Here is a 19,731-nt window from a genome sequence, read left to right as displayed (position 1 = left end):
CTTTTGAGCTTTGTTATGTCTGATGAATTATTGATTAATGTCACACCGATGGAATGTCGTGTGGCATTGATCCAGAATGGCACCGTCAATGAATTATTTGTTGAACGCACTGCAAGACGCGGTCTGGTGGGTAATATCTATAAGGGCAAAGTGGTCCGTGTGTTACCGGGCATGCAGGCAGCATTTGTGGATATTGGTTTGTCCCGGACGGCATTTTTACATATCAATGATATGGTCTGGCCACGCAACCAGCCGACACCGAATGTTTTTGAGTTGTTACAGCCTGGGCAGATTCTGACGGTACAGGTCATGAAGGATATGCTGGGTAGTAAGGGCGCCCGGTTAAGTACCGATCTTTCCATACCGTCCCGTTATCTGGTACTGATGCCCTATGGTCATCATATTGGTGTGTCACAGCGGATCGAATCAGAAGAAGAGCGTGATCGGCTGCGCTCCATGATTGAGCAGATTCAGACTGAACACCAGTTACCGGGCTCAGTGATTGTACGAACTGCTGCGGAAGGCATAGAAGAAGTGGCCATTGCTCAGGATATGGCTTATCTTGCGAAACTCTGGGAATATATTCAGCGCAGACAGCAGAATGTCGTTGTCCCTTCACTGATTTTTGAAGAGTTGCCTTTGCCGCAGCGGGTCATTCGTGACCTGGCCAGTGAGGACACTGCAAAAATTTCTGTGGACTCACGTGAAGTTCATGCAAAACTGAAGGAATTTGTCGATGAATTTGTGCCGATTATGCAAAATCGATTGATTCATTATCCGGGTGAAAAACCCATTTTCGATTTATACAATGTCGAAGAGGATATCCAGAAGGCCTTACAGACCCGTGTTGCCCTGAAGTCCGGTGGTTATCTGATGATTGATCAGACCGAGGCCATGACCACCATTGATGTCAATACCGGCTCCTATGTCGGTGGGCGCAGTCTGGAAGACACAGTGTTTAAAACCAATATGGAAGCGACTCAGGTTATTGCCCGTCAGCTGCGTCTGCGTAATCTGGGCGGCATTATCATTATTGACTTCATTGATATGCAGGAAGCCACGCATCGGGATGAAGTCATGCACCAGTTTGAAAAAATGCTGGAACGTGATCATGCCCGGACCAAAATCACCCAGGTGTCTGAACTGGGGTTGATGGAAATGACCCGCAAGCGTACACGTGAATCACTGGAACATTTATTATGTGAAGCGTGTCCGACCTGTCAGGGACGTGGATATGTGAAAACAGCAGAGTCAATATGTTACGAAATCTTTCGGGAGATCCTCAGATATACTCGCGCATTTGAATCACAGACTGGCTTTACTGTTATTGCTCATCCCTCAGTGATTGATCGATTGTTAACTGCAGAGGCCCCGGCTGTCGCGGATCTTGAGCATTTTGTCAATCGCGTTATCAAATTTCAGGTGGAAAATTTATATACGCAAGAGCAATACGATATCATTTTAAGTTGAAATTGTAACAAAATATCACTAAACACTTGTTACAACTGAAATTTTACATTCATTACAGATTTCACAATACTATAGACAACAAGTAGCCAAAGACAGTCTGTCAGATTGATTCTTAGCAAGTGAGGTCAGAATGAGTAGTGTAAGTGAAAAAATAATTGTACGTGGATTCAAACATGTGATGGACAGCCAGCAAAAAAATACCTGTGTCATGGTGGATGATGAAGGCCGTGAAGTTCAGATCACTAAAGCGATGGTGGTTTCGGTCTGTCATCAGCTGTTGAAACAGTGCCGCAGCATCAAAAACTAAGGGGACACGTTCGATCCCCTTGTTTTTCTGTGTTTTAAGTAGAAGTTTCTGTTTTTTTGTCAGATAAATCTAAAATAATAAGCTCAAACTGCCGGATTTCGTCTTCCAGATGGGTCAGCAGATTCTGCATTTTGGGTAATGCATGGCGGCAACCGGTCAGACCTACTTCCAGTTTGTCCAGATAGCTGGTCATGGTGATATTTAAAGCCTGTCCATCCAGCACAATGGAAGCCGGGTAGAGTGCATCCAGTCTGGCGCCGTTCCAGTATAAGGGTTCCCGTGGGCCTGGTACGTTTGAAATAATCACATTAAAGGCCTGACGTTTAGGCATTATGCCTGATGCAATATTAAACCCTGCCGGACCATAAACCAGTGCACTGTAGTTCAGAATCTGATTGGCACTCATCCGCTTGAAACGGTTTTTGGCATTCTGCACACTGCGTCGAATAGTCTCCAGTCGTTCCAGCGGACTGTCCTTATGGGTGCCCAGGTTGGCCAGGATCATGGTGATGCGATTACTCATATCGGAGTCATCATCACGTACAGACGCAGGGACCATGGCAATCAGTGGTTTCTTTGGCAAGGCCTGCTGGGAAATCAAATATTCACGCAAAGCACCGGAACATACCGCCAATACCACATCATTAATGGTCACGCCCAGCGCTTTTGAAATTTTTCTGAAACGATCCAGTTCAAATGACTGGGCTGCAAAGCGGCGTGAAGCACTGACCCGTTGGTTAAATAAGCTGGCCGGTGCCTGAAAACTGGAGACATAATCCGGATTTTTGCCCATTTCCTTAAAAACCGTCTGAAATAATTCCTGCGTTACCCTGGAGGTTGCTTCAAGCGGCCCCTTGAATGTGCTGAACAGGGATTTAAATTTTTTCGATTTCGGTTCTTTCAGGCGTTTCGCCCGGGGACCTTCCACACACCAGGGGGGAACAATACTCTTGGCTTCCGGGTCCCTGGACAGGGATTTTTCAATCAGACGCATGCCGGCAATACCATCAATCATGGCATGATGGATTTTAAAATACATGGCAAAGCGATTGCCTTCAATTCCTTCAATGATATGGCAGGTCCACAGCGGCTTGGCCCGGTCAATCAAAGCACTGTGTTCCTGTGAGATATATATCAGTAATTCACGGATACGACCTGGATGCGGCAGTGCGATGTGTCTGAAATGATGGTCAATATCAAACTCTGCATCCTCATCCCAGAAAAGGCCATTTAAACGATTATTGAAGGGCGGGATGGGAACAGATCGTGAGTTACGGATATCGGCGACCAGATCCTGTATGAATGTCGTCGGGGCATGATCCGGAATCTGAAATAAAAATAAGCCTCCAACATGCATGGGCTGTTGTCTTTTTTCCAGCGACAAAAAAATAAAGTCAATTGGATGTAACGGTCGCATAGCGTAGATTGCCTCACTGCAATAAATATCAATAACCCTTTGATGAGCTACGTCTCTGGAATCATAAAACTGAGTGTTTAGTATATAAGCATTGGTCGGTGGAAATCTAATGAATTATGAAGAACGGTAATTGATATACTTGGGTATTCCAATTGCCGATCTGCCGGAATGTATAATCTGCAGAATGAAAAAAGCAGACTGGCATGATGACAGACTGCCTTTTTTATCCTTCGCTGTAGGATTAATGGCTCAGATGCAGACCGCATTCACGGTGTTCTTCACCCTTGGTTGGATCAAAGTAATCTTCATTGTCCGGCAGCTGATGCTTCTGCATATATTCCCATAAATCACGGGAGGTCCATTTTAACAGTGGCGCTACTTTAATCAGCCCATCCGGATTAATGCTGACGGGATCCATTTCAGCACGAACTGCCGTATCGGTTGCACGTAAGGCGGTAAACCAGACTTTTGGTGCAGTTTCACGCAAGGCGCGCTCAAAGGGTTCAAGCTTGACTTCGGCAGTAAAAGCCTCGTGCTCAGGCGCGTCCAGTGCAGGTACCCCACCCAGCAATGCTTCGCGATGCGCACGCGAACGCTTTGGCAGGTAAGTGAGCAGATTAAGGTTTAGCAGCCGGGTGATTTCATCAACATATTGATAGGTGACATCGGTGTTGTAGCCGTTATCCATCCATACCACCTGAATATCGGGTTTCACACGGGTCAGCATATGCAGGATCACTGCTTCAAAAGGACGGAAATTTGTGGTTACAATGGCTTTTTCATTCAGGCCAAGTGCCCATTCAATTAATTTTTCAGCATCATTGCCGAACTCTGCATTGATGCGATCCAGATCTAAACTCATGACAGTACTGCCTTGAAAAATGTTGAATATCCTGTAGTCGATTATACTTTATCCGGCAGGTAAATCTGTAATAACTTTGAGTCAGTTCAACACAAAGCTGATTAAAAAAGACCGATAGCGGTCAGGTTGCACATGTTAAACTATGACCATTTAAAAATGATGCTGGAGTAAGCATGGAAATTGTTTGTTTGGATCTGGAAGGGGTGCTGGTTCCGGAAATCTGGATTAATTTTGCAAAAAAAACCGGGATTAAGGCATTGGAAGCGACTACCCGGGATATCCCGGATTATGATGTGCTGATGACCCAGCGGCTTAATATTTTAAAGGAACATGGGCTGGGGCTGAATGATATTCAGGAGGTGATTGCAGACATGGGGCCGTTTCCGGGGGCTGCGGAATTTGTGGAATGGGTGCGCACTCATTTTCAGTTGATTATTCTGTCAGACACGTTTTATGAGTTTGCCCATCCATTGATGAAACAACTGGGCTGGCCGACTATTTTCTGCCATAAACTTGAGACCGATGAAAATGGCATGATCACTGCCTATAAATTACGCCAGCCTGATCAGAAACGCCAGGCAGTGAAGGCGTTGCATGGGTTGAATTTCCGGGTCATTGCAGCAGGGGATTCCTATAATGATACCACGATGCTCGGTGAAGCCGATCATGGTTTTTTATTTGATGCGCCTGATAATGTCATTGCAGAATTTCCACAATTTCCTGCCATACACGGCTATGCGGCATTAAAGGAAGCCATTCGCAATGCTTCTGTACGGGATATTCCTGCCTAGGATCCATGTTTTCGTATTACTGTCCCGTTCTGAAACCGGCTGACACTTATTTCAGGAGGGCGACACAAAATAAAAAAGGCGCTTTAAGCGCCTTTTTTATTGAATTGAAACATTGGCTTAGAATTTATAACCGATTTTTAAACCATAAGCGAGTGCATGGTTGTCTTCATCGAAATCAGCAACATAGTTGCTGGTTCCAGCCTGAGCACCTGTCTGTGCTTTAGCGTCACCCAGCCAGAAGTATTTAACACCACCGGCAATGAATGTGCTTGGTGTCGGGCTGTATTGCAGGCCCAGACCAATATTCCAGTAACCTTCGGTTGGACCCAGTGTAGTGACAGGATTACCCGCACCTGAATCCCAGCCAACAGAGACGTTACCTGCCCATTGGTCATTCAGCTTACGGCCAATACCTGTGGTAATGGACCATTGGTCATCTGAATATTCAACCAGGTTAAAGCCATCTGGTTTACCAACCAGTCCACCTATAGCTTCTGATACTTTACCGAATTTATATGGCTGAAGGGAAACGTCTTTCCAGTTAACCCAACGGACATTGGCAAAGGCAACGGTGTTGGCCATGATACCTGTCTGGAAGTCCAGATTGACAGACTGTGGCGTGGTAATAGTGGTTTTTTCAGAACCATTCATCGCCTGCATTTGTTCAGCACTAACGCCCAGACCACTCAGTACTGCATTAAGGCCAGGGAAGCTCATTAAGGATAGGTTTTCCTGGATATTGACATCGTGATCAATTTCCGAACGATAAGTCAGCGACGCTTTCAGGGCAATGTCAGGAATCTGGTAAGCCACACCGGCTAACCAGCCCACACCGCCGGTTTCCTTGATATTGGCATCATAGCCGTTATACAGGCTGTATGCCGTACCACGAAGGCTGACATTACCTTTAATGGTCTGGTATACACCACCACCGTAAATATTAAAGTTTTCGGTTGGCTGATAACCAAAAATCATAGAGATGTTCTGGGTATCCAATTCAGCTTTGGTATTGCCTGTTCCCAGGAATCCATTTGCTGCACTTAAAGCACCTGAGAGTTGTTGAAATCTAGTACTATTTAAAACGCCCGTTCTTGCCTGAGCTAAAGTCTGTTCATTGACTGGTAAACCCTGCGCCTCCAGTGTCTGAACTGCGAATGAGTTAACAATTCCATCAACTGTTGAAGCCGGTAATACGGTATCACCTGGTCTTGAAACGAAAACATTGTCGCCTTTATATTCAGCGTCCGCGCCAAATGGCTGGTCATATAGCAGACCAAAAGAAAACTTATCTGTCAGTTGCAGTTTCAGAGCAGCTGATGGGAAATAATAGTCATTTGCCATATCTGAAATATTACGGCGTGTTGCAGATGTCCCTGCTTCCTTACCTTCTACCGTTGGATCAAGGACAGAAATTCCTGCTTCAAAATAATTGTTAGGTTGTAAAAATGCAGAAATGGATTGGCCAGAACGATCCATGGCGGCGGCAAAAACGCCAGTTGCCGGTAAGGCAGTAGCAAGAATAGCCGTGGTTAATGCTTTTAATTTCATTCTAATCTTTCCCTAAGCGTATAAAATGAACAGTTGTACGATTTTTTTGGAATAAACTGACTTTATTTGATTCAGAACCGAATTTACTTCCGCTTACAAAATATCATATAAAAATTAAGAGTAAATACTCTAAGCATGGAAAACAGGAAAAAAATGTAAACACAGGGTTTATTTTTTTCAGCGATTATACGATAAGAACAGCATAAGTTATTGATGGCAGGTGGCGCTGTAGCCCACAACAAATGACAGAACAGCAATCTTATTCATACTTGCTTTATTGAATTGCCAGATAGAGAGTAGTGTCGGATCTGATTCAGCCTGCTGCAGGTATGCAGTTCTCTGCTTCTCTGTCCGTAGGTAACAGTGAATGACACTATTTTCAACCAGTGTTATTTTGAAAAGTGTGGCTTTAACTTTAAATAGTATTCTGGTGATACCGTCAAAGATACTGCTAAAAACACAAGATTAAGTTAAACTATCATGGACTATTGAAAACTAAAAAACCAATATTTACAAGGGTTATAACACATCAATTAGACTATGTTATACGTTGTCATAATGTATATTGGTGCGCTCTGCGGGACTCGAACCCACGTCGGTCGCTTAGGAGGCAACTGCTCTATCCAGTTAAGCTAAGAGCGCAGCAGGGTCAGATCCGGGACAATCGTCAGAAGGCATGTCTCAGCCTGACCAAGGCTTCCGCATTATAAGGCAGAATGCCCGGAAAAGAATAAATTTCAGCTTAAATGCCCAAAAAGTAGGCATTTAAGCTGAGCTGGGAATTATTCAATTTCTTTAACATCTTTCGGATTCAGATAATCATAAAAAAGGATCATCAGGGTAATCCAGATGGGAATCATCAGCACGGACTCGATAAAGCCCTGCGTCCACATGATATACAGCACCACAGCAATAAAAATCAGCACCAGCCAATTACTGAACGGTGACCATAACGCCTGATATTTCGTGGTTTTCTGATTGATACGCATGGCACGTCTGAATTTCAGATGGGTCAGACTGATCATGGCCCAGTTCAGCACCAGCGCACCAACGACGATATACATTAAATGACTCAATGCGGCTTCGGGGGCCAGGTAATTAATAATGACGCAGCCAAAAATCAGCAATGCAGAAAACAGAACCGCCGGAATGGGAACGCCCTGTTTATTGACCTTCAGGAATAGTTTTGGTGCATTTCCCTGTTGCGCCAGGCCATACAGCATGCGGCTATTGGCATACATGCCGCTGTTGTAGACAGACAGTGCTGCGGTCAGAATAATGAAGTTCAGTAAATGTGCTGCCCAGTTAATGCCCAGCTGACTGAAAATGATTACAAATGGGCTTTTGTCCATTCCACCCAGTTCCAGCTGATTCCACGGCACCAGCGATAACAGAATGGCCAGAGAGCCAATATAAAAAATCAGAATTCGGAACACGACCTGATTAATGGCTTTGGGAATATTCTTTTCAGGGTCCCTGGCTTCAGCTGCTGCCATGCCGATCAGCTCAATCCCGCCGAATGCAAACATCAGAAAGGCCAGCATATAAAACAGGCCGTCAAAACCATGCGGAAAAAAGCCGCCCTGGTTCCACAGATTAGTGAAGGATGCGGTGGAACCGGTATCTGCGGTGAGCAGTAAATACAGTCCAAAGACGATCATGGAAATTACCGCGGCTACTTTAATAATCGCCAGCCAGAACTCTGATTCACCATAGAATTTGACATTGGCCAGGTTAATGACGGTAATCACTACAAAGAAAAACAGCACTGAAATCCAGGCAGGAATATGTGGCCACCAGTAATTGATATATTTGGCAACGGCAGTCAATTCAGTCATGGCAACCAGTATATAGAGAACCCAGTAATTCCATCCGGTCAGAAAGCCGGGGAATTTTCCCCAGTATTTATTGGCAAAGTGACTGAACGAACCGGCAACGGGTTCATGTACAATCATTTCCCCCAACTGACGCATGATTAAAAAAGCAATCAGACCGCCAATGGCATAGCCGAGGATAATGGATGGGCCCGCAGACTGAATGACCTGGGCAGAACCTAAAAATAAGCCGGTACCAATTGCACCGCCCATGGCGATCAACTGAATGTGACGATTTTTAAGCCCACGCTGTAATGTTGTTGTAGACTCGTTGCTCAATGTATTCTGCTCAAAAGAGAATAAAACAGCGATTGTAATGGATTGGTCACGCTTAGCCTAGTATATCTGTGCAGCATTTATGGCCATGCTGAGTCTGATGTGGTTGTGCAGTATTTACGCTAATGCTGCTGTTTACAGGCCGGATTGCCCTGTAGTATGGGGATGGGTCGAAGTCCTTTAATGGACTTCAAATGACTTCAGTCCTTTAAAGCCTGTAAAATATAAAGTCTGTAAAATATTCAGTATAGTAGCCTGATACAGACATTGAAATGTGTAGACGTTGAAGTGTCAGGAGCGCCAATATGGAAAGGAAAAAATCAATGAGTTTTGCAGCGCAAATTAAAATACCGGCAACCTATATGCGTGGTGGAACCAGTAAGGGTGTGTTTTTTCATGTGGCGGATCTGCCCGAAGCTGCTCAGGTTGCAGGTGAAGCGAGGGATCGTTTATTGCTGCGGGTGATTGGTAGCCCGGATCCTTATGGCAAGCAGATTGATGGTATGGGCGCGGCAACCTCCAGCACCAGTAAAACAGTGATTCTGGCGAAGAGTACCCAGTCGGATCATGACGTGGACTATTTATTTGGTCAGGTTTCCATTGACCGACCATTTGTTGACTGGAGCGGTAATTGCGGCAATTTAACCGCAGCTGTGGGGTCGTTTGCCATCAGCAATGGTCTGGTGGCAGCAGAGCGCATTCCTGAAAATGGACAATGCACGGTGCGAATCTGGCAGGCTAATATAGGAAAAACCATTATTGCACACGTTCCGATCAGCAATGGTCAGGTGCAGGAAACTGGAGATTTTGAACTGGATGGTGTGACTTTTCCAGCAGCAGAAGTACAGATTGAATTTCTGAACCCGGCAGAGGATGAGGGAGACGAAGGGGGAGCCATGTTTCCGACAGGAAATGTGGTGGATCGGCTGGATGTTCCTGAAATAGGCAGTTTTCAGGTCACGTTGATCAATGCCGGTATCCCGACTATTTTTTTGAATGCAGAAGAGATCGGCTACCAGGGAACCGAGTTGCAGGATGATATTAACAGCGATGTTGAAGCCCTGGCCAGATTTGAAAAAATCCGTGCTTATGGTGCCATGAAAATGGGGCTGATTCAGCATATCGCAGATGCAGAAACCCGACAGCATACCCCCAAGATTGCTTTTGTTTCCAGCCCCCGTGATTATGTTTCTTCAAGTGGCAGCAGGGTTGCTGCCGCTGAGACAGATCTGCTGGTGAGGGCTTTGTCAATGGGGAAATTACATCATGCCATGATGGGCACTGCTGCAGTTGCCATAGGCACGGCTGCTGCGATTCCGGGCACCCTGGTCAATCTGGCTGCCGGCGGTGGCATACGGGAAGCAGTTCGGTTTGGTCATCCGTCAGGAACCCTGCGGGTGGGCGCACAGACAGCACTTGAAAATGGGCAGTGGGTGGTACAGAAAGCCGTGATGAGTCGCAGTGCAAGAGTACTGATGGAAGGCTGGGTACGCATTCCCGCAGACAGTTTTTAAATGGCTGATCCTGTTAAAATATTTATACTTTCTGGAATTGCTGATCCATCCGGTGTCAATAGGATGACTGAATCCTTTCCCGGCATCTTGGACATGACTTCATTCGAAGGTCCGGGTGAGGCTTCCTGGCAAAATGAAAATAAATACATCATCAGCTGCTGGTGAATATGCTATTGTATGTCAACAGAATATATCGATTAATGATGATCGGTCCCATGAGAATCCTATGCAGGTATCGGGGCAGTTTCAGGTGTCGGAATGAAAACAGCAAAAGTTGACGGGGCATGTCATGGCGCAGCACGATCAATCAGATTTTAAAGAATTCATTGATACAGAGCATTTTCTTGAGTTATTACAGAAATCAGAAAAACTGGAACTGGTCTCTCTTATTTCACAATTACCCTTACCGATTGCAGTTTTAAATGAAAATTCGCGTTTTATCGGGGTCAATCAGAAGTTTGCCGATATTTATGAAAGTGATGCACTGTATTTGAATGGGAAATTACTGAATAATTTTTCCCCGGTTGTCTATACGCAGTTTGTCGAGGTATTGCAGGCTTTTGGCGCCGGGGAAAGTCAGGTTGATTTTGAGTTCTATGCACAGGGACATTTTTATTTGTCCTATTTTCAGGCGCTGCGCAACAGGAACCATCAGCTGATGGCTGTTGTGGTCATCTGTGCCGATGTGACCCGGTTAAAACGGCGTGAGCATGTGCTGCTACTGAATAATAAAAAATTACATGATCATCTATATCTGGATGCTGTGACCGGCTTGCCCAATAAACTGGCATTTGATCGTTTTGTGACCGATCTGATGCATGACCATCAGCTGACCGAACTGACCTATGCATTTCTTAAAATTGATCTGGATGCATTCAGGCAGTTTAATCAGCTCTATAGTTATAGCCGTGGTGATAAGGTACTGGCCCGGATTGGGACCATGCTGAGTGATGAAATGTCCCAGGATGTGATCAACATTTTCCGGTTGAATTCTGCCAGTTTCGTTGTGGTTGTGGAAAATTCGACCGAATGGGCAGTACTGACCCTGGCTGAGCGTCTGAAATTTGCAATCTATCAGCAGAATATTGAGTTTAAGGATGGCCTGGAAGATAAACTGACGGCGTCCATTGGCATCTGTCATATCAAATCCGGGACCTTACTGGCTGAAATTGACTTTCTGCAGCAGTTGGACTGTGCCGTACACCATGCAAAATTGAAAGGTAAAAATTCAATTTATGCACTGAATTTATAGGAGCTGCCGGACAGTTTCTGCCGTTGGTCTGTTGTGGATTTACAGGATGAGAAGCACGACAATTCATTGTAGAATGATACAGATGAATGAAGATCAGTCAGCATTGGCTGTAACATAAAGAAAACTGAGGCAAATGTGACATCAATTCCAAATGTGAACGCAGACGTTTTGCAGCATGCTCAACAGCAGATGCAACAGGATTTACAGACCGCGCTTGAGGCCTTCTCCCTGCCTGAGCCGCTGAAGTCAGCCGTGCACCATGCAGTTATGCTGGGCGGGAAGCGTGTCAGACCTGCACTGTGTTATGCGACTGCATCGCTGAAGTCAGAACATCTGAATTTTGCTGCTGTACGCCGTGCAGCGGTTGCAGTTGAACTGATTCACTGTTATTCACTGGTACATGATGATTTGCCCTGCATGGACAATGACCTGCTCAGGCGGGGGCAACCCACCTGCCATGCAGCCTATGGTGAAGACACGGCTTTGCTGGCCGGAGATATTCTGCAATCCATGGCTTTTGAAATATTGGGCAGTCGTCTGTTTGATCAGGGTCGTGAGGTCGCTGCGCCTGTGCTGTTAAGGCAGATGCAGATTCTCGCCACGGCAGCGTCCCGGATGGTCTGCGGACAGGTGCTGGACTTACAGGCAGAAGGGCAACATGTGGATCAGACACAGCTGGAAGATATTCATTGCAATAAAACCGGCGCCCTGATTCAGGCTGCGATTATGCTCGCCGCAGTAACTGTTTTTGAGGGAACTGATCCGGCAATTCCACAGCTGCGTCAGTTCGGTCAGGCCATTGGACTGGCTTTTCAGGTGCAGGACGATATCCTGGATGTGATTTCAGATACTCAGATGCTGGGTAAAACCGCAGGAAGGGACCAGCAGTTGCATAAATCAACCTATCCGGCATTGATGGGGCTGGAGCAGGCTAAAGTTTACGCACAGCAATTGCATGATCAGGCATTTCAGGCATTGGCCGGTTTTGGTGAAGATGCCGCAGCACTGAATCAGATTCTACGGTTTTTACTTTCACGTCAGCATTAACAACAGACTGGCATGAGAACAGTATTAAAAAAACAGGCGTCATATGGACGCCTGTTTTTATGTCAATTTAAACCTGACTGGACTGGACGTACAGACGATTAATTGTTACGGCCCATCACACCACGGATGGTATTCATGATATCGGCAGGCAGAACCACAGTTTTGGCATTGTTTGATTTGGCCATATCCTGCATGGCTTTGACATATTGTTCACCCAGCAGGTAAGCCACTGGAACTTCCTTGTCACCGACCGCAGAAGTCACCATGGTAATGGCTTTCTGGGAGGCCTCAGCAAGGACCACCTGCGCTTCTGCATCACGGCGTGACGCTTCAAGACGACCATCAGCTTCCAGAATGGCAGCCTGTTTTTCACCATCTGCCCGGGTAACGGTTGCACGACGCTGACGTTCTGCCGCCGCTTGGGCTTCCATTGCGGACTGCATGGTCTGTGAAGGTTGAATATCCTGAATCTCAACGGTTTTCAGGGTAATTCCCCAGTCAGAAATGTCATCTGAAATAGCGGCTTTCAGTTTCGCCTTAATATGGTCACGTGAAGACAGGGCGTCATCCAGGTCCATTTCCCCGACAATTGAACGCAGCGAAGTCTGTACCAGATTCTGAATGGCCCAGGTATAGTTTTCAATACCATAAACGGCTTTTTCAGGGGTGGTCAGATTGATGTATGCCACCGCATTCATCAGCAATACTGCATTGTCACGGGTAATCACTTCCTGCGAAGGAATATCCAGTACAATATCTTTGGTGGTGATTTTATAGGCGACTTCATCCACATAGGGAATAACGAAGCTGAGCCCCGGGTTGAGTGTAGTGTGGTATTTCCCCAGACGCTGTACAATCCATTTATAACCCTGTGGAACAATACGAACACCCTTGAAAATGGTAATACCCACAAAAGCAAGTAATGCCAGCACAACAATTGAACCAAAACCCATTTATTATTCCTCTCTGTTAAGTCATTTAATTTATGTAATGGAAGCGTGATATGGCTGTACAACCAGGTCATTGCCCAGGATATCCGTGACACGGACCCGGTCACCGACCTGAACTGCTGTCATGCTCCGGCAGTTCCACTCATCTGCACCCAATACAGGCAAGGGAAAACGGACCCGGATCTGATCATGTTCCAGACCAGTCTGGATCACCATGCCAACCTGACCAATGGTGGCCTCACGGGGAAGTCCCGCCCTGGTTTTATCGATGGATAAAGGCTTAATATATTTAAACCACAATACGGTACAGGCAATTGACAGGATGATCCAACAGATGACCTGGGCTGTAAAACCCAGGCCGGGAACGATCCAGCAAATAATACTGACCAGAATGGCGGCAATACCAAACCACAGTGCAGCAAATGCAGGTAAGATTAATTCTGATAAAATGAGCACGATGCCCAATACAAACCAATGCCAGGGTTCAAATACAAAGTCCATATATCTACTCTGGTTGTTATCGTTGATATCGATGACCAATCATCCATATCAATGTAACAGAACAGAGTTCATCTGAACATAAAAACCTGGATTTTCTGATATTTATTCCTGTTTTATGGGCTTCCGGGCAGGCAGCAGGTTGCCTGCATCAGAATCAGCGCCTGAATTAAAACCTGGCACGTGGAGCCGGTTTCAGGGCCGCCGGAGATTGTCTGAAATTACGGATGGCCGTCTGAATGGCATTAATTTTCAGCTGAGTGGCTTTTTCACCTTCCAGGATTGCCTGATTACTGGCTTTCAGATCAAGCGCGCCCAGATGCCCGACTTTCGGCTGGATCACTACAGTGGCCTGGCTCAACTCATGCTGAATACTCTGTTGTCCCATGATGTTAATGGTCTGATCCAGCAATCCCCACATATTGACCGGCTGATTTCCTTCAGGACGTGCAGAAATATCCACTGCAATGACAATATCGGCTCCCATATCCTTTGCGGTCTGTACCGGGATCGGGCTGACCAGTCCGCCATCCACATATTTGTTCTGGCCAATGGTGGTCGGAACGAACACATTGGGGATGCTGCATGAAGCACGGACAGCCTGTCCGGCATTGCCTTTTATAAAATTGGCTTTTTTGCCATTATCAAGTCGTGTTGCCACTGCAGCAAAGCGAATCGGGAACTGTTCAATGGGTTTGTTGCCAACATTGCGATTGACATAATCCTGCAATTTCTGACCCAGGATAACGCCCTGACTACTGAGGGTCAGGTCACGGATATCGGATTCCTTCAGTTGCAGGGCAATCTGTTGCAGCTGATAGGGAGATTTGCCACTTGCATAGATGCTGCCCACAAAACTTCCAGCGCTGGTTCCCGTCACAATGGCCGGTTTAATGCCATGAGATTCCAGCACCTTAATCACACCAATATGTGAAAAACCCTTGGCACCGCCGCCGCCCAGTGCAATGGCAATCACCGGTTCACGCGGCTTAACGGTGGAAACAGGTGCCGATGTTTTACTGATATAGCTGCATCCAGCTAAGCTGAGGCCAAGTAAACCGGCCAGTCCGAGATGTTTGAAATGCATGCCTGATCTGTCTTTACTGCCGAAACATGTTGCACATATCAGCAGATTACTGCTGATCTTTCCAGTGATTTTCCAATAGTTTTTGTAAAGGTTCTGACAGCCATTGCTGATTTTTTGCTGAAAATTTTCCCTGGTAACAGGACAGAATATCATCCAGATCCTGTTCATAGTGACCGGTCGGCTGAAATATACCCAGACAGTGAATGGTTTTCTGGTCATAGTCAAAGGACAGCATCACCACCGGAATGCCGGCACCGCAGGCAATGTGGTAAAAACCGCTTTTAATTTCCCCGGCTTTTTTGCGGGTGCCTTCAGGGGCAATACCAATCCATATATGGTCCTTCCGGTTGATGACCTCAATGATCTGCTGGGTCAGACCATGTGCTGAATGGCGTTGCACCGGAATAACTCCCATCCATTCAAATAATCCTTTAAGGGGGGTATTAAACAGACTGGCTTTACCAAAAATGGTCAGTTTAATGCCCATACCGAGCATGGCCAGGAAAGCATACCATCCATCCAGATTGGAGGTATGCGGCGTAATGATGGCCACGGCTTTGGGCAGGTTGGGAAGTTCGCCTTCAAAACGCCAGCCCTGCGCCAGATATAGTTTTTTAAAAAAATTGCGACTGGCCGGTGTTCCTCGTTGCGGAACCTGATCCGGCAGTACTGGAAAACACTGGGACATTGTGGTGATGCTGAAATTTGAAAGACCCTGCATATTAATGCTTTGTTGAATTTGTCGCATTGGCAGAATATCATGGCAATCAGGCTGTAAGGATCATTTCTGCCAGGCTGAATATTCCGGGAACTCCGTGCCATTTAAACATGACCAAAGCATTGCCCCGGGCAGGAAATAGCTTCGCTGATGAAACCACATATATTTATTTGAAAATAGTTGATTAAAGCAATTTGGTTTTAAGGTAACTCAGTTTGAAAGCAGCTGAATTGATGAAAATAACCTGATTCATGAGAACAACCTTACTGATGAATCTCATTGAATGTGCCATTCCGGCCGGCCATAAAACCCGGGTGGGCTGACAGATGATGAAATAACAATGCATAAAACACCACAACTGTATTTACTGCTGTTCACTTTATATTGGGCGCAGGGCCTGCCGGTCGGATTTATGACGCATGCCTTACCGGTGATCCTGCGGGCGCAGGGTGTGTCGCTGGCACATATTGGTGGTTTCGGTCTGTTGATGCTGCCCTGGGGAATTAAAGTCTTATGGGCACCACTGGTGGATCGCTATGGATTACAACAGATCGGGCATTATCGCAGCTGGATTTTACCGGCGCAGTTTTTCAGTATTGTCATTTTAATTATCCTGTCTTTTCTACCCATACAGGCTTTGAATCAACCCGTGTATTTACTGGCTTTTTTTATGGCCTTATTCCTGATGAACAGCACGGGTGCAACACAGGATATTGCAACCGATGGTCTGGCGGTGCGTATTTTAAAGGGCGATCAGCAGCACTGGGGCAATATGTTGCAGGTGGCGGGTTCCAGGCTTGGGTTTATTGTTGGTGGCGGGGCCATTCTATGGGTACTGGACTGGCTGACATGGCAAACCACCTTTCTGTTACTGGCGGGAATGGTCAGTTTAAATACCATTCCACTGTTATTTTATCGGGAACCGCATCATTTCAGCCCGACAGATCGTGCTCGGAAAGCATCTGTGCCGGCTTCCTTTTCTGTGCTGGTTCAATCCTATCTCCGCTATTTTCTGAGCAGCAGAACCATGTTGTGCTGGCTGGTGGTGTTATGCACCCTTAAAATTTCAGATGGTTTGTCAGGGCCGATAATTAAGCCCTTAATGGTGGATCTGGGGTTGTCCCTGTCACAGATTGGTTTGTATATCACCATGCTGGGGGCAGCTGCGGCACTGTGCGGAGCCGGAGTGGCCAGCCTGATTTTAAATTATATGCAGCGTGCAGCTGCATTGGTGATTTTTTCCTTATGCAAACTGGGCAGCCTGGCTGCATTTGCGGTATTGGCAATGCAATATGAAAAAGGCATCAGCGTTCAACCGTGGCTGATTTATCTGGTCAATGCGCTGGAGGATATGTTCGCGTCCATGCTGCTGGTGGTGATTCTGACACTGGTCATGCAATACAGCCGCAGCAGTCATGCCGGGACAGATTTTACCTTTCAGGTTTCGGTAATGGCGCTGGTGAGTGGCAGTTTATATACCCTTAGCGGCATTGCCGGGGATCAGCTGGGCTATCAGACCTATCTGTGGCTGATCGTCATGATGGCAACGTTATGTTTACTGCCGATTTTTATGTGGAAACGCAGTCTGGCCGGAAGTGTCATGTCAGAACAGGATGATTGATCCCGGTTGAGGAGCGACAGGGATGATTCATGCATGGGTCTGGGTGGCGGCTTTATTTGCTTTAATTTAAGTTGTTTTTAAGTTTGATTTTTTAGATTAAAGCATCATTAAAGATTGTACAGAAGATCATGCTGAGTTTTATTTCATGGGTTAGACAACGTAATGCCGTGGTTTCCCTGACGGTGTTTAATTTTATTGTGGCTGTATGGTTGGGCCTTTGTCTGAATTATGGTTTTCTGCACCAGATTCAGAAGTTGACTCCTTATCATGGGATAAAAGCAAGCTTATTTCTATTGGCGACCGCAGTGGTGCTGTTTGCGATCTACAATTTTGTGATGCAGCTGCTGGGCTGGAGATGGACAGCAAAGTTCATTGCAATTGTACTGGTGGTGATTGGTGGTTTCAGCGCTTATTTTGTCAATTCACTGGGGATTACCATTTCAGCCGATCAGGTGCAGAATATGTTGCAGACCGATACGGCTGAAGTCACTGACTTATTGTCATTGCGTCTTGTATTGTGGACTGTGGCTTTTGTGGTTTTCCCCGTTGCCTTTATTGTCTGGGTGAAAATCAGACGGGAAGGCATTGCAATATCGCTGATTAAGAAAACAGTCAATGTGCTGGGTTCGCTGATGCTGATTGGTAGTCTACTGTTTGTATTCTATGTCGATTATGCCGCTATTTTCCGGGAAAACCGGACGTTAAAGGGCATGATTTCCCCGCAGAATTTTATTGCCTCAGTGGTGTCCTATTATCATCATAAATTACCGGCCCAGAATTTACCGCTGATTCCCTATGGGGAAGATGCACATAGGGCTGAACAGATCGCTGCGCAGCGCTTGCCGAAACTCATGGTGCTGGTGGTCGGTGAAACCGGCAGGGCTGAAAGTTTTTCATTGAATGGTTATGCAAAAAATACCAATCCGCAATTGTCCAGGCAGACGGATCTGATCAATTTCGGTCAGGTCAGCTCCTGTGGTACAGCCACCGCGGTTTCGGTCCCCTGCATGTTTTCAGGCATGCCACGCCTGCATTATGATGAGCGGCTTGCAAGCCATCGGGAAGGGTTACTCGATATCGCCCAGCGTGCAGGATATAAGGTGACCTGGATTGACAATAATTCCGGTTGTAAGGACACATGTAACCGGGTTGAGCAATACAGCATTCCCGAGTCATTTAAACAAAAATGGTGTAAGAATGGAGAATGTCTTGATGCTATACTGGTGGATAGTCTGACTGATTATCTGGCAAAAATACCGGCAGCTGATCAGTCACCGCGTTTAATTGTCCTGCATCAGGTGGGCAGTCATGGTCCTGCTTATTACAAACGTACGACACCTGAATTTCAGCCGTTTAAACCGACCTGTGACACCACTGCCATTCAGGGATGTTCACGGGAAGCGCTGATCAACAGTTATGACAATTCCATTGTTTATACCGACCATATTCTGAATCAGGTCATTGAAATACTGAAAAAGCAGCAGCGTTACCGTACAGCTTTCTGGTATTTGTCCGATCATGGTGAATCAACCGGAGAGCATGGCATGTATCTGCATGGAGCACCGTATGCGATTGCGCCGGTACAGCAGACTCATATTCCCATGCTGATGTGGTTTTCAGCGCCGTGGAAGCAGACTGCATCTGCTCAGATCGGCTGCCTGACACAGCAAAAAAACAGTACACTGAGTCAGGATAATCTGTTTCCGACATTATTGAGCCTGCTGGATGTGAAAACGCGGGTGATTAATGAAAACAACAATATGCTGCACCAATGTGCAATTCATGGCTGAAAATGAGGAGTTGAATCATGACGAAAATCCTGATGATTGAAGATGACTTTATGATTGCTGAATCAACCATGACCTTACTGCATTTTCATGGCTTTGAGGTGGAGTGGGTAAACAATGGTCTGGATGGATTGAAACAGCTGACTCATGCTGAATACGATCTGATACTGCTCGATCTGGGGTTGCCGATGATGGATGGCATACAGGTATTGAAACAGATTCGTCAGAAAATGCTGATTCCGATTTTAATTATTTCGGCACGGGATCAATTACAGAATCGGGTGGATGGTTTAAATCTGGGTGCGGATGACTATCTGATCAAACCGTATGAGTTTGATGAGTTAATTGCCAGAATCCATGCTTTATTGCGCCGTAGTCGTGGTGAAAAACAGCCGACCGGTGATTCCATTTTATCCAATGGGGATGTGGTGCTGGATGTTGAACAGCATATTGCCAGATTCAGGGGAGAGGAAATTGAGCTGTCCAACCGGGAGTGGGCCATTCTGATTCCACTCATGTCACACCCCGGTAAAATTTTTTCCAGGGCCAATCTGGAAGATAAGCTATATGCTTTTGACAGCGAGGTCAGCAGTAATACCATTGAAGTCTATATTCACCATATCCGTTCCAAATTCGGTAAGGATATCATCAGAACCATTCGGGGCCTGGGCTATCGCCTGGGTCAGACCGTAAAAGTATAAAAAGCAGGCAT

17 protein-coding genes and 1 tRNA gene are annotated in these 19,731 nt (G+C 46.1%); 9 read left to right on the top strand and 9 right to left on the bottom strand.

Annotation, left to right across the window (positions count from 1 at the left end):
- Positions 1-15: 15 nt before the first annotated feature.
- Together rng and ACT6PV_RS10340 are read left to right on the top strand one after the other, a co-directional pair.
- Positions 16-1,470 carry a ribonuclease G gene (rng, locus tag ACT6PV_RS10345; protein ID WP_445116283.1) on the top strand — a complete coding sequence of 485 codons (1,455 nt, stop codon included), beginning with the start codon at positions 16-18 and terminating at the stop codon, positions 1,468-1,470.
- 130 nt (positions 1,471-1,600) lie between these two features.
- Positions 1,601-1,777 carry a PA1571 family protein gene (locus ACT6PV_RS10340; protein ID WP_445116282.1) on the top strand — a complete coding sequence of 59 codons (177 nt, stop codon included), beginning with the start codon at positions 1,601-1,603 and terminating at the stop codon, positions 1,775-1,777.
- 34 nt (positions 1,778-1,811) lie between these two features.
- On the opposite strand, the gene ACT6PV_RS10335 is transcribed toward ACT6PV_RS10340, so the two are convergent.
- Positions 1,812-3,194, bottom strand: coding sequence for a WS/DGAT/MGAT family O-acyltransferase (locus ACT6PV_RS10335; RefSeq protein WP_445116281.1), 1,383 nt, complete (start codon positions 3,192-3,194; stop codon positions 1,812-1,814).
- A 241-nt stretch (positions 3,195-3,435) separates the two neighbouring features.
- On the bottom strand, positions 3,436-4,056 hold the full coding sequence (locus ACT6PV_RS10330; protein WP_445116280.1) for a phosphoadenosine phosphosulfate reductase domain-containing protein: 621 nt from the start codon (positions 4,054-4,056) through the stop codon (positions 3,436-3,438).
- A 173-nt stretch (positions 4,057-4,229) separates the two neighbouring features.
- Here ACT6PV_RS10330 and thrH point away from each other — a divergent pair, with 173 nt between their 5' ends.
- The gene (gene thrH / locus ACT6PV_RS10325; RefSeq protein WP_445116279.1) at positions 4,230-4,847 is read left to right on the top strand and encodes a bifunctional phosphoserine phosphatase/homoserine phosphotransferase ThrH; all 618 of its coding nucleotides are present in this window, start codon (positions 4,230-4,232) and stop codon (positions 4,845-4,847) included.
- Between the two features lie 117 nt (positions 4,848-4,964).
- Here the strand turns inward: thrH and ACT6PV_RS10320 are convergent, their stop codons facing one another.
- The 3 genes from ACT6PV_RS10320 to ACT6PV_RS10310 form a co-directional block, all read right to left on the bottom strand.
- Positions 4,965-6,395: an OmpP1/FadL family transporter gene (locus ACT6PV_RS10320; RefSeq protein ID WP_445116278.1), complete on the bottom strand. Its 1,431-nt coding sequence runs from the start codon at positions 6,393-6,395 to the stop codon at positions 4,965-4,967.
- 566 nt (positions 6,396-6,961) lie between these two features.
- A tRNA-Arg gene (locus tag ACT6PV_RS10315) sits at positions 6,962-7,037 on the bottom strand.
- A gap of 140 nt (positions 7,038-7,177) precedes the next feature.
- Complete coding sequence (locus tag ACT6PV_RS10310; RefSeq protein WP_445116277.1) at positions 7,178-8,548, bottom strand: amino acid permease; 1,371 nt, start codon at positions 8,546-8,548, stop codon at positions 7,178-7,180.
- Positions 8,549-8,868: 320 nt separating this feature from the next.
- Here ACT6PV_RS10310 and prpF point away from each other — a divergent pair, with 320 nt between their 5' ends.
- The 3 genes from prpF to ACT6PV_RS10295 all read left to right on the top strand — a co-directional run bounded on the left by prpF (position 8,869) and on the right by ACT6PV_RS10295 (position 12,358).
- Positions 8,869-10,059, top strand: a complete 1,191-nt coding sequence (prpF, locus tag ACT6PV_RS10305) for a 2-methylaconitate cis-trans isomerase PrpF (protein ID WP_445116276.1) — start codon at positions 8,869-8,871, stop codon at positions 10,057-10,059.
- A 289-nt stretch (positions 10,060-10,348) separates the two neighbouring features.
- Positions 10,349-11,311 carry a GGDEF domain-containing protein gene (locus ACT6PV_RS10300; protein WP_445116275.1) on the top strand — a complete coding sequence of 321 codons (963 nt, stop codon included), beginning with the start codon at positions 10,349-10,351 and terminating at the stop codon, positions 11,309-11,311.
- Between the two features lie 135 nt (positions 11,312-11,446).
- Positions 11,447-12,358, top strand: a complete 912-nt coding sequence (locus ACT6PV_RS10295) for a polyprenyl synthetase family protein (RefSeq protein WP_445116274.1) — start codon at positions 11,447-11,449, stop codon at positions 12,356-12,358.
- 98 nt (positions 12,359-12,456) lie between these two features.
- Here ACT6PV_RS10295 and ACT6PV_RS10290 read toward each other — a convergent pair whose 3' ends face one another.
- From ACT6PV_RS10290 to ACT6PV_RS10275, 4 genes are all read right to left on the bottom strand, one after another.
- The gene (locus ACT6PV_RS10290) at positions 12,457-13,311 is read right to left on the bottom strand and encodes an SPFH domain-containing protein (RefSeq protein WP_445116273.1); all 855 of its coding nucleotides are present in this window, start codon (positions 13,309-13,311) and stop codon (positions 12,457-12,459) included.
- Between the two features lie 30 nt (positions 13,312-13,341).
- Entirely contained in the window at positions 13,342-13,809 is a 468-nt protein-coding gene (locus tag ACT6PV_RS10285) for an NfeD family protein (RefSeq protein WP_445116272.1), read from the bottom strand.
- 166 nt (positions 13,810-13,975) lie between these two features.
- Positions 13,976-14,893 carry a patatin-like phospholipase family protein gene (locus tag ACT6PV_RS10280; protein WP_445116271.1) on the bottom strand — a complete coding sequence of 306 codons (918 nt, stop codon included), beginning with the start codon at positions 14,891-14,893 and terminating at the stop codon, positions 13,976-13,978.
- A gap of 46 nt (positions 14,894-14,939) precedes the next feature.
- The gene (locus ACT6PV_RS10275; RefSeq protein ID WP_445116270.1) at positions 14,940-15,581 is read right to left on the bottom strand and encodes a 1-acyl-sn-glycerol-3-phosphate acyltransferase; all 642 of its coding nucleotides are present in this window, start codon (positions 15,579-15,581) and stop codon (positions 14,940-14,942) included.
- A gap of 370 nt (positions 15,582-15,951) precedes the next feature.
- Between ACT6PV_RS10275 and ACT6PV_RS10270 the strand changes: the two genes are divergently transcribed.
- The 3 genes from ACT6PV_RS10270 (at position 15,952) to ACT6PV_RS10260 (ending at position 19,720) form a co-directional block, all read left to right on the top strand.
- A complete protein-coding gene (locus tag ACT6PV_RS10270) occupies positions 15,952-17,232 on the top strand; it encodes an MFS transporter (protein WP_445116269.1) in 1,281 nt (426 codons plus the stop codon).
- Positions 17,233-17,360: 128 nt separating this feature from the next.
- The gene (locus ACT6PV_RS10265; RefSeq protein ID WP_445116268.1) at positions 17,361-19,022 is read left to right on the top strand and encodes a phosphoethanolamine transferase; all 1,662 of its coding nucleotides are present in this window, start codon (positions 17,361-17,363) and stop codon (positions 19,020-19,022) included.
- Positions 19,023-19,039: 17 nt separating this feature from the next.
- Complete coding sequence (locus ACT6PV_RS10260; RefSeq protein ID WP_445116267.1) at positions 19,040-19,720, top strand: response regulator transcription factor; 681 nt, start codon at positions 19,040-19,042, stop codon at positions 19,718-19,720.
- The last annotated feature ends 11 nt before the right edge of the window (positions 19,721-19,731 follow it).

Source organism: Acinetobacter sp. WZC-1, assembly GCF_052544965.1.
The sequence above is the reverse complement of the archived record's forward strand: the minus strand, read 5'-3'. Positions and strand labels throughout refer to the sequence as shown.

What these genes read in the sequence shown, in the direction of transcription:
- rng (WP_445116283.1), top strand. Translation starts at nt 16, where the DNA reads ATGTCTGATGAATTATTGATTAATGTCACACCGATGGAATGTCGTGTG.
- ACT6PV_RS10340 (WP_445116282.1), top strand. Translation starts at nt 1,601, where the DNA reads ATGAGTAGTGTAAGTGAAAAAATAATTGTACGTGGATTCAAACATGTG.
- ACT6PV_RS10335 (WP_445116281.1), bottom strand. Translation starts at nt 3,194, where the DNA reads ATGCGACCGTTACATCCAATTGACTTTATTTTTTTGTCGCTGGAAAAA.
- ACT6PV_RS10330 (WP_445116280.1), bottom strand. Translation starts at nt 4,056, where the DNA reads ATGAGTTTAGATCTGGATCGCATCAATGCAGAGTTCGGCAATGATGCT.
- thrH (WP_445116279.1), top strand. Translation starts at nt 4,230, where the DNA reads ATGGAAATTGTTTGTTTGGATCTGGAAGGGGTGCTGGTTCCGGAAATC.
- ACT6PV_RS10320 (WP_445116278.1), bottom strand. Translation starts at nt 6,395, where the DNA reads ATGAAATTAAAAGCATTAACCACGGCTATTCTTGCTACTGCCTTACCG.
- prpF (WP_445116276.1), top strand. Translation starts at nt 8,869, where the DNA reads ATGAGTTTTGCAGCGCAAATTAAAATACCGGCAACCTATATGCGTGGT.
- ACT6PV_RS10300 (WP_445116275.1), top strand. Translation starts at nt 10,349, where the DNA reads ATGGCGCAGCACGATCAATCAGATTTTAAAGAATTCATTGATACAGAG.
- ACT6PV_RS10290 (WP_445116273.1), bottom strand. Translation starts at nt 13,311, where the DNA reads ATGGGTTTTGGTTCAATTGTTGTGCTGGCATTACTTGCTTTTGTGGGT.
- ACT6PV_RS10285 (WP_445116272.1), bottom strand. Translation starts at nt 13,809, where the DNA reads ATGGACTTTGTATTTGAACCCTGGCATTGGTTTGTATTGGGCATCGTG.
- ACT6PV_RS10280 (WP_445116271.1), bottom strand. Translation starts at nt 14,893, where the DNA reads ATGCATTTCAAACATCTCGGACTGGCCGGTTTACTTGGCCTCAGCTTA.
- ACT6PV_RS10275 (WP_445116270.1), bottom strand. Translation starts at nt 15,581, where the DNA reads ATGTCCCAGTGTTTTCCAGTACTGCCGGATCAGGTTCCGCAACGAGGA.
- ACT6PV_RS10270 (WP_445116269.1), top strand. Translation starts at nt 15,952, where the DNA reads ATGCATAAAACACCACAACTGTATTTACTGCTGTTCACTTTATATTGG.
- ACT6PV_RS10265 (WP_445116268.1), top strand. Translation starts at nt 17,361, where the DNA reads ATGCTGAGTTTTATTTCATGGGTTAGACAACGTAATGCCGTGGTTTCC.
- ACT6PV_RS10260 (WP_445116267.1), top strand. Translation starts at nt 19,040, where the DNA reads ATGACGAAAATCCTGATGATTGAAGATGACTTTATGATTGCTGAATCA.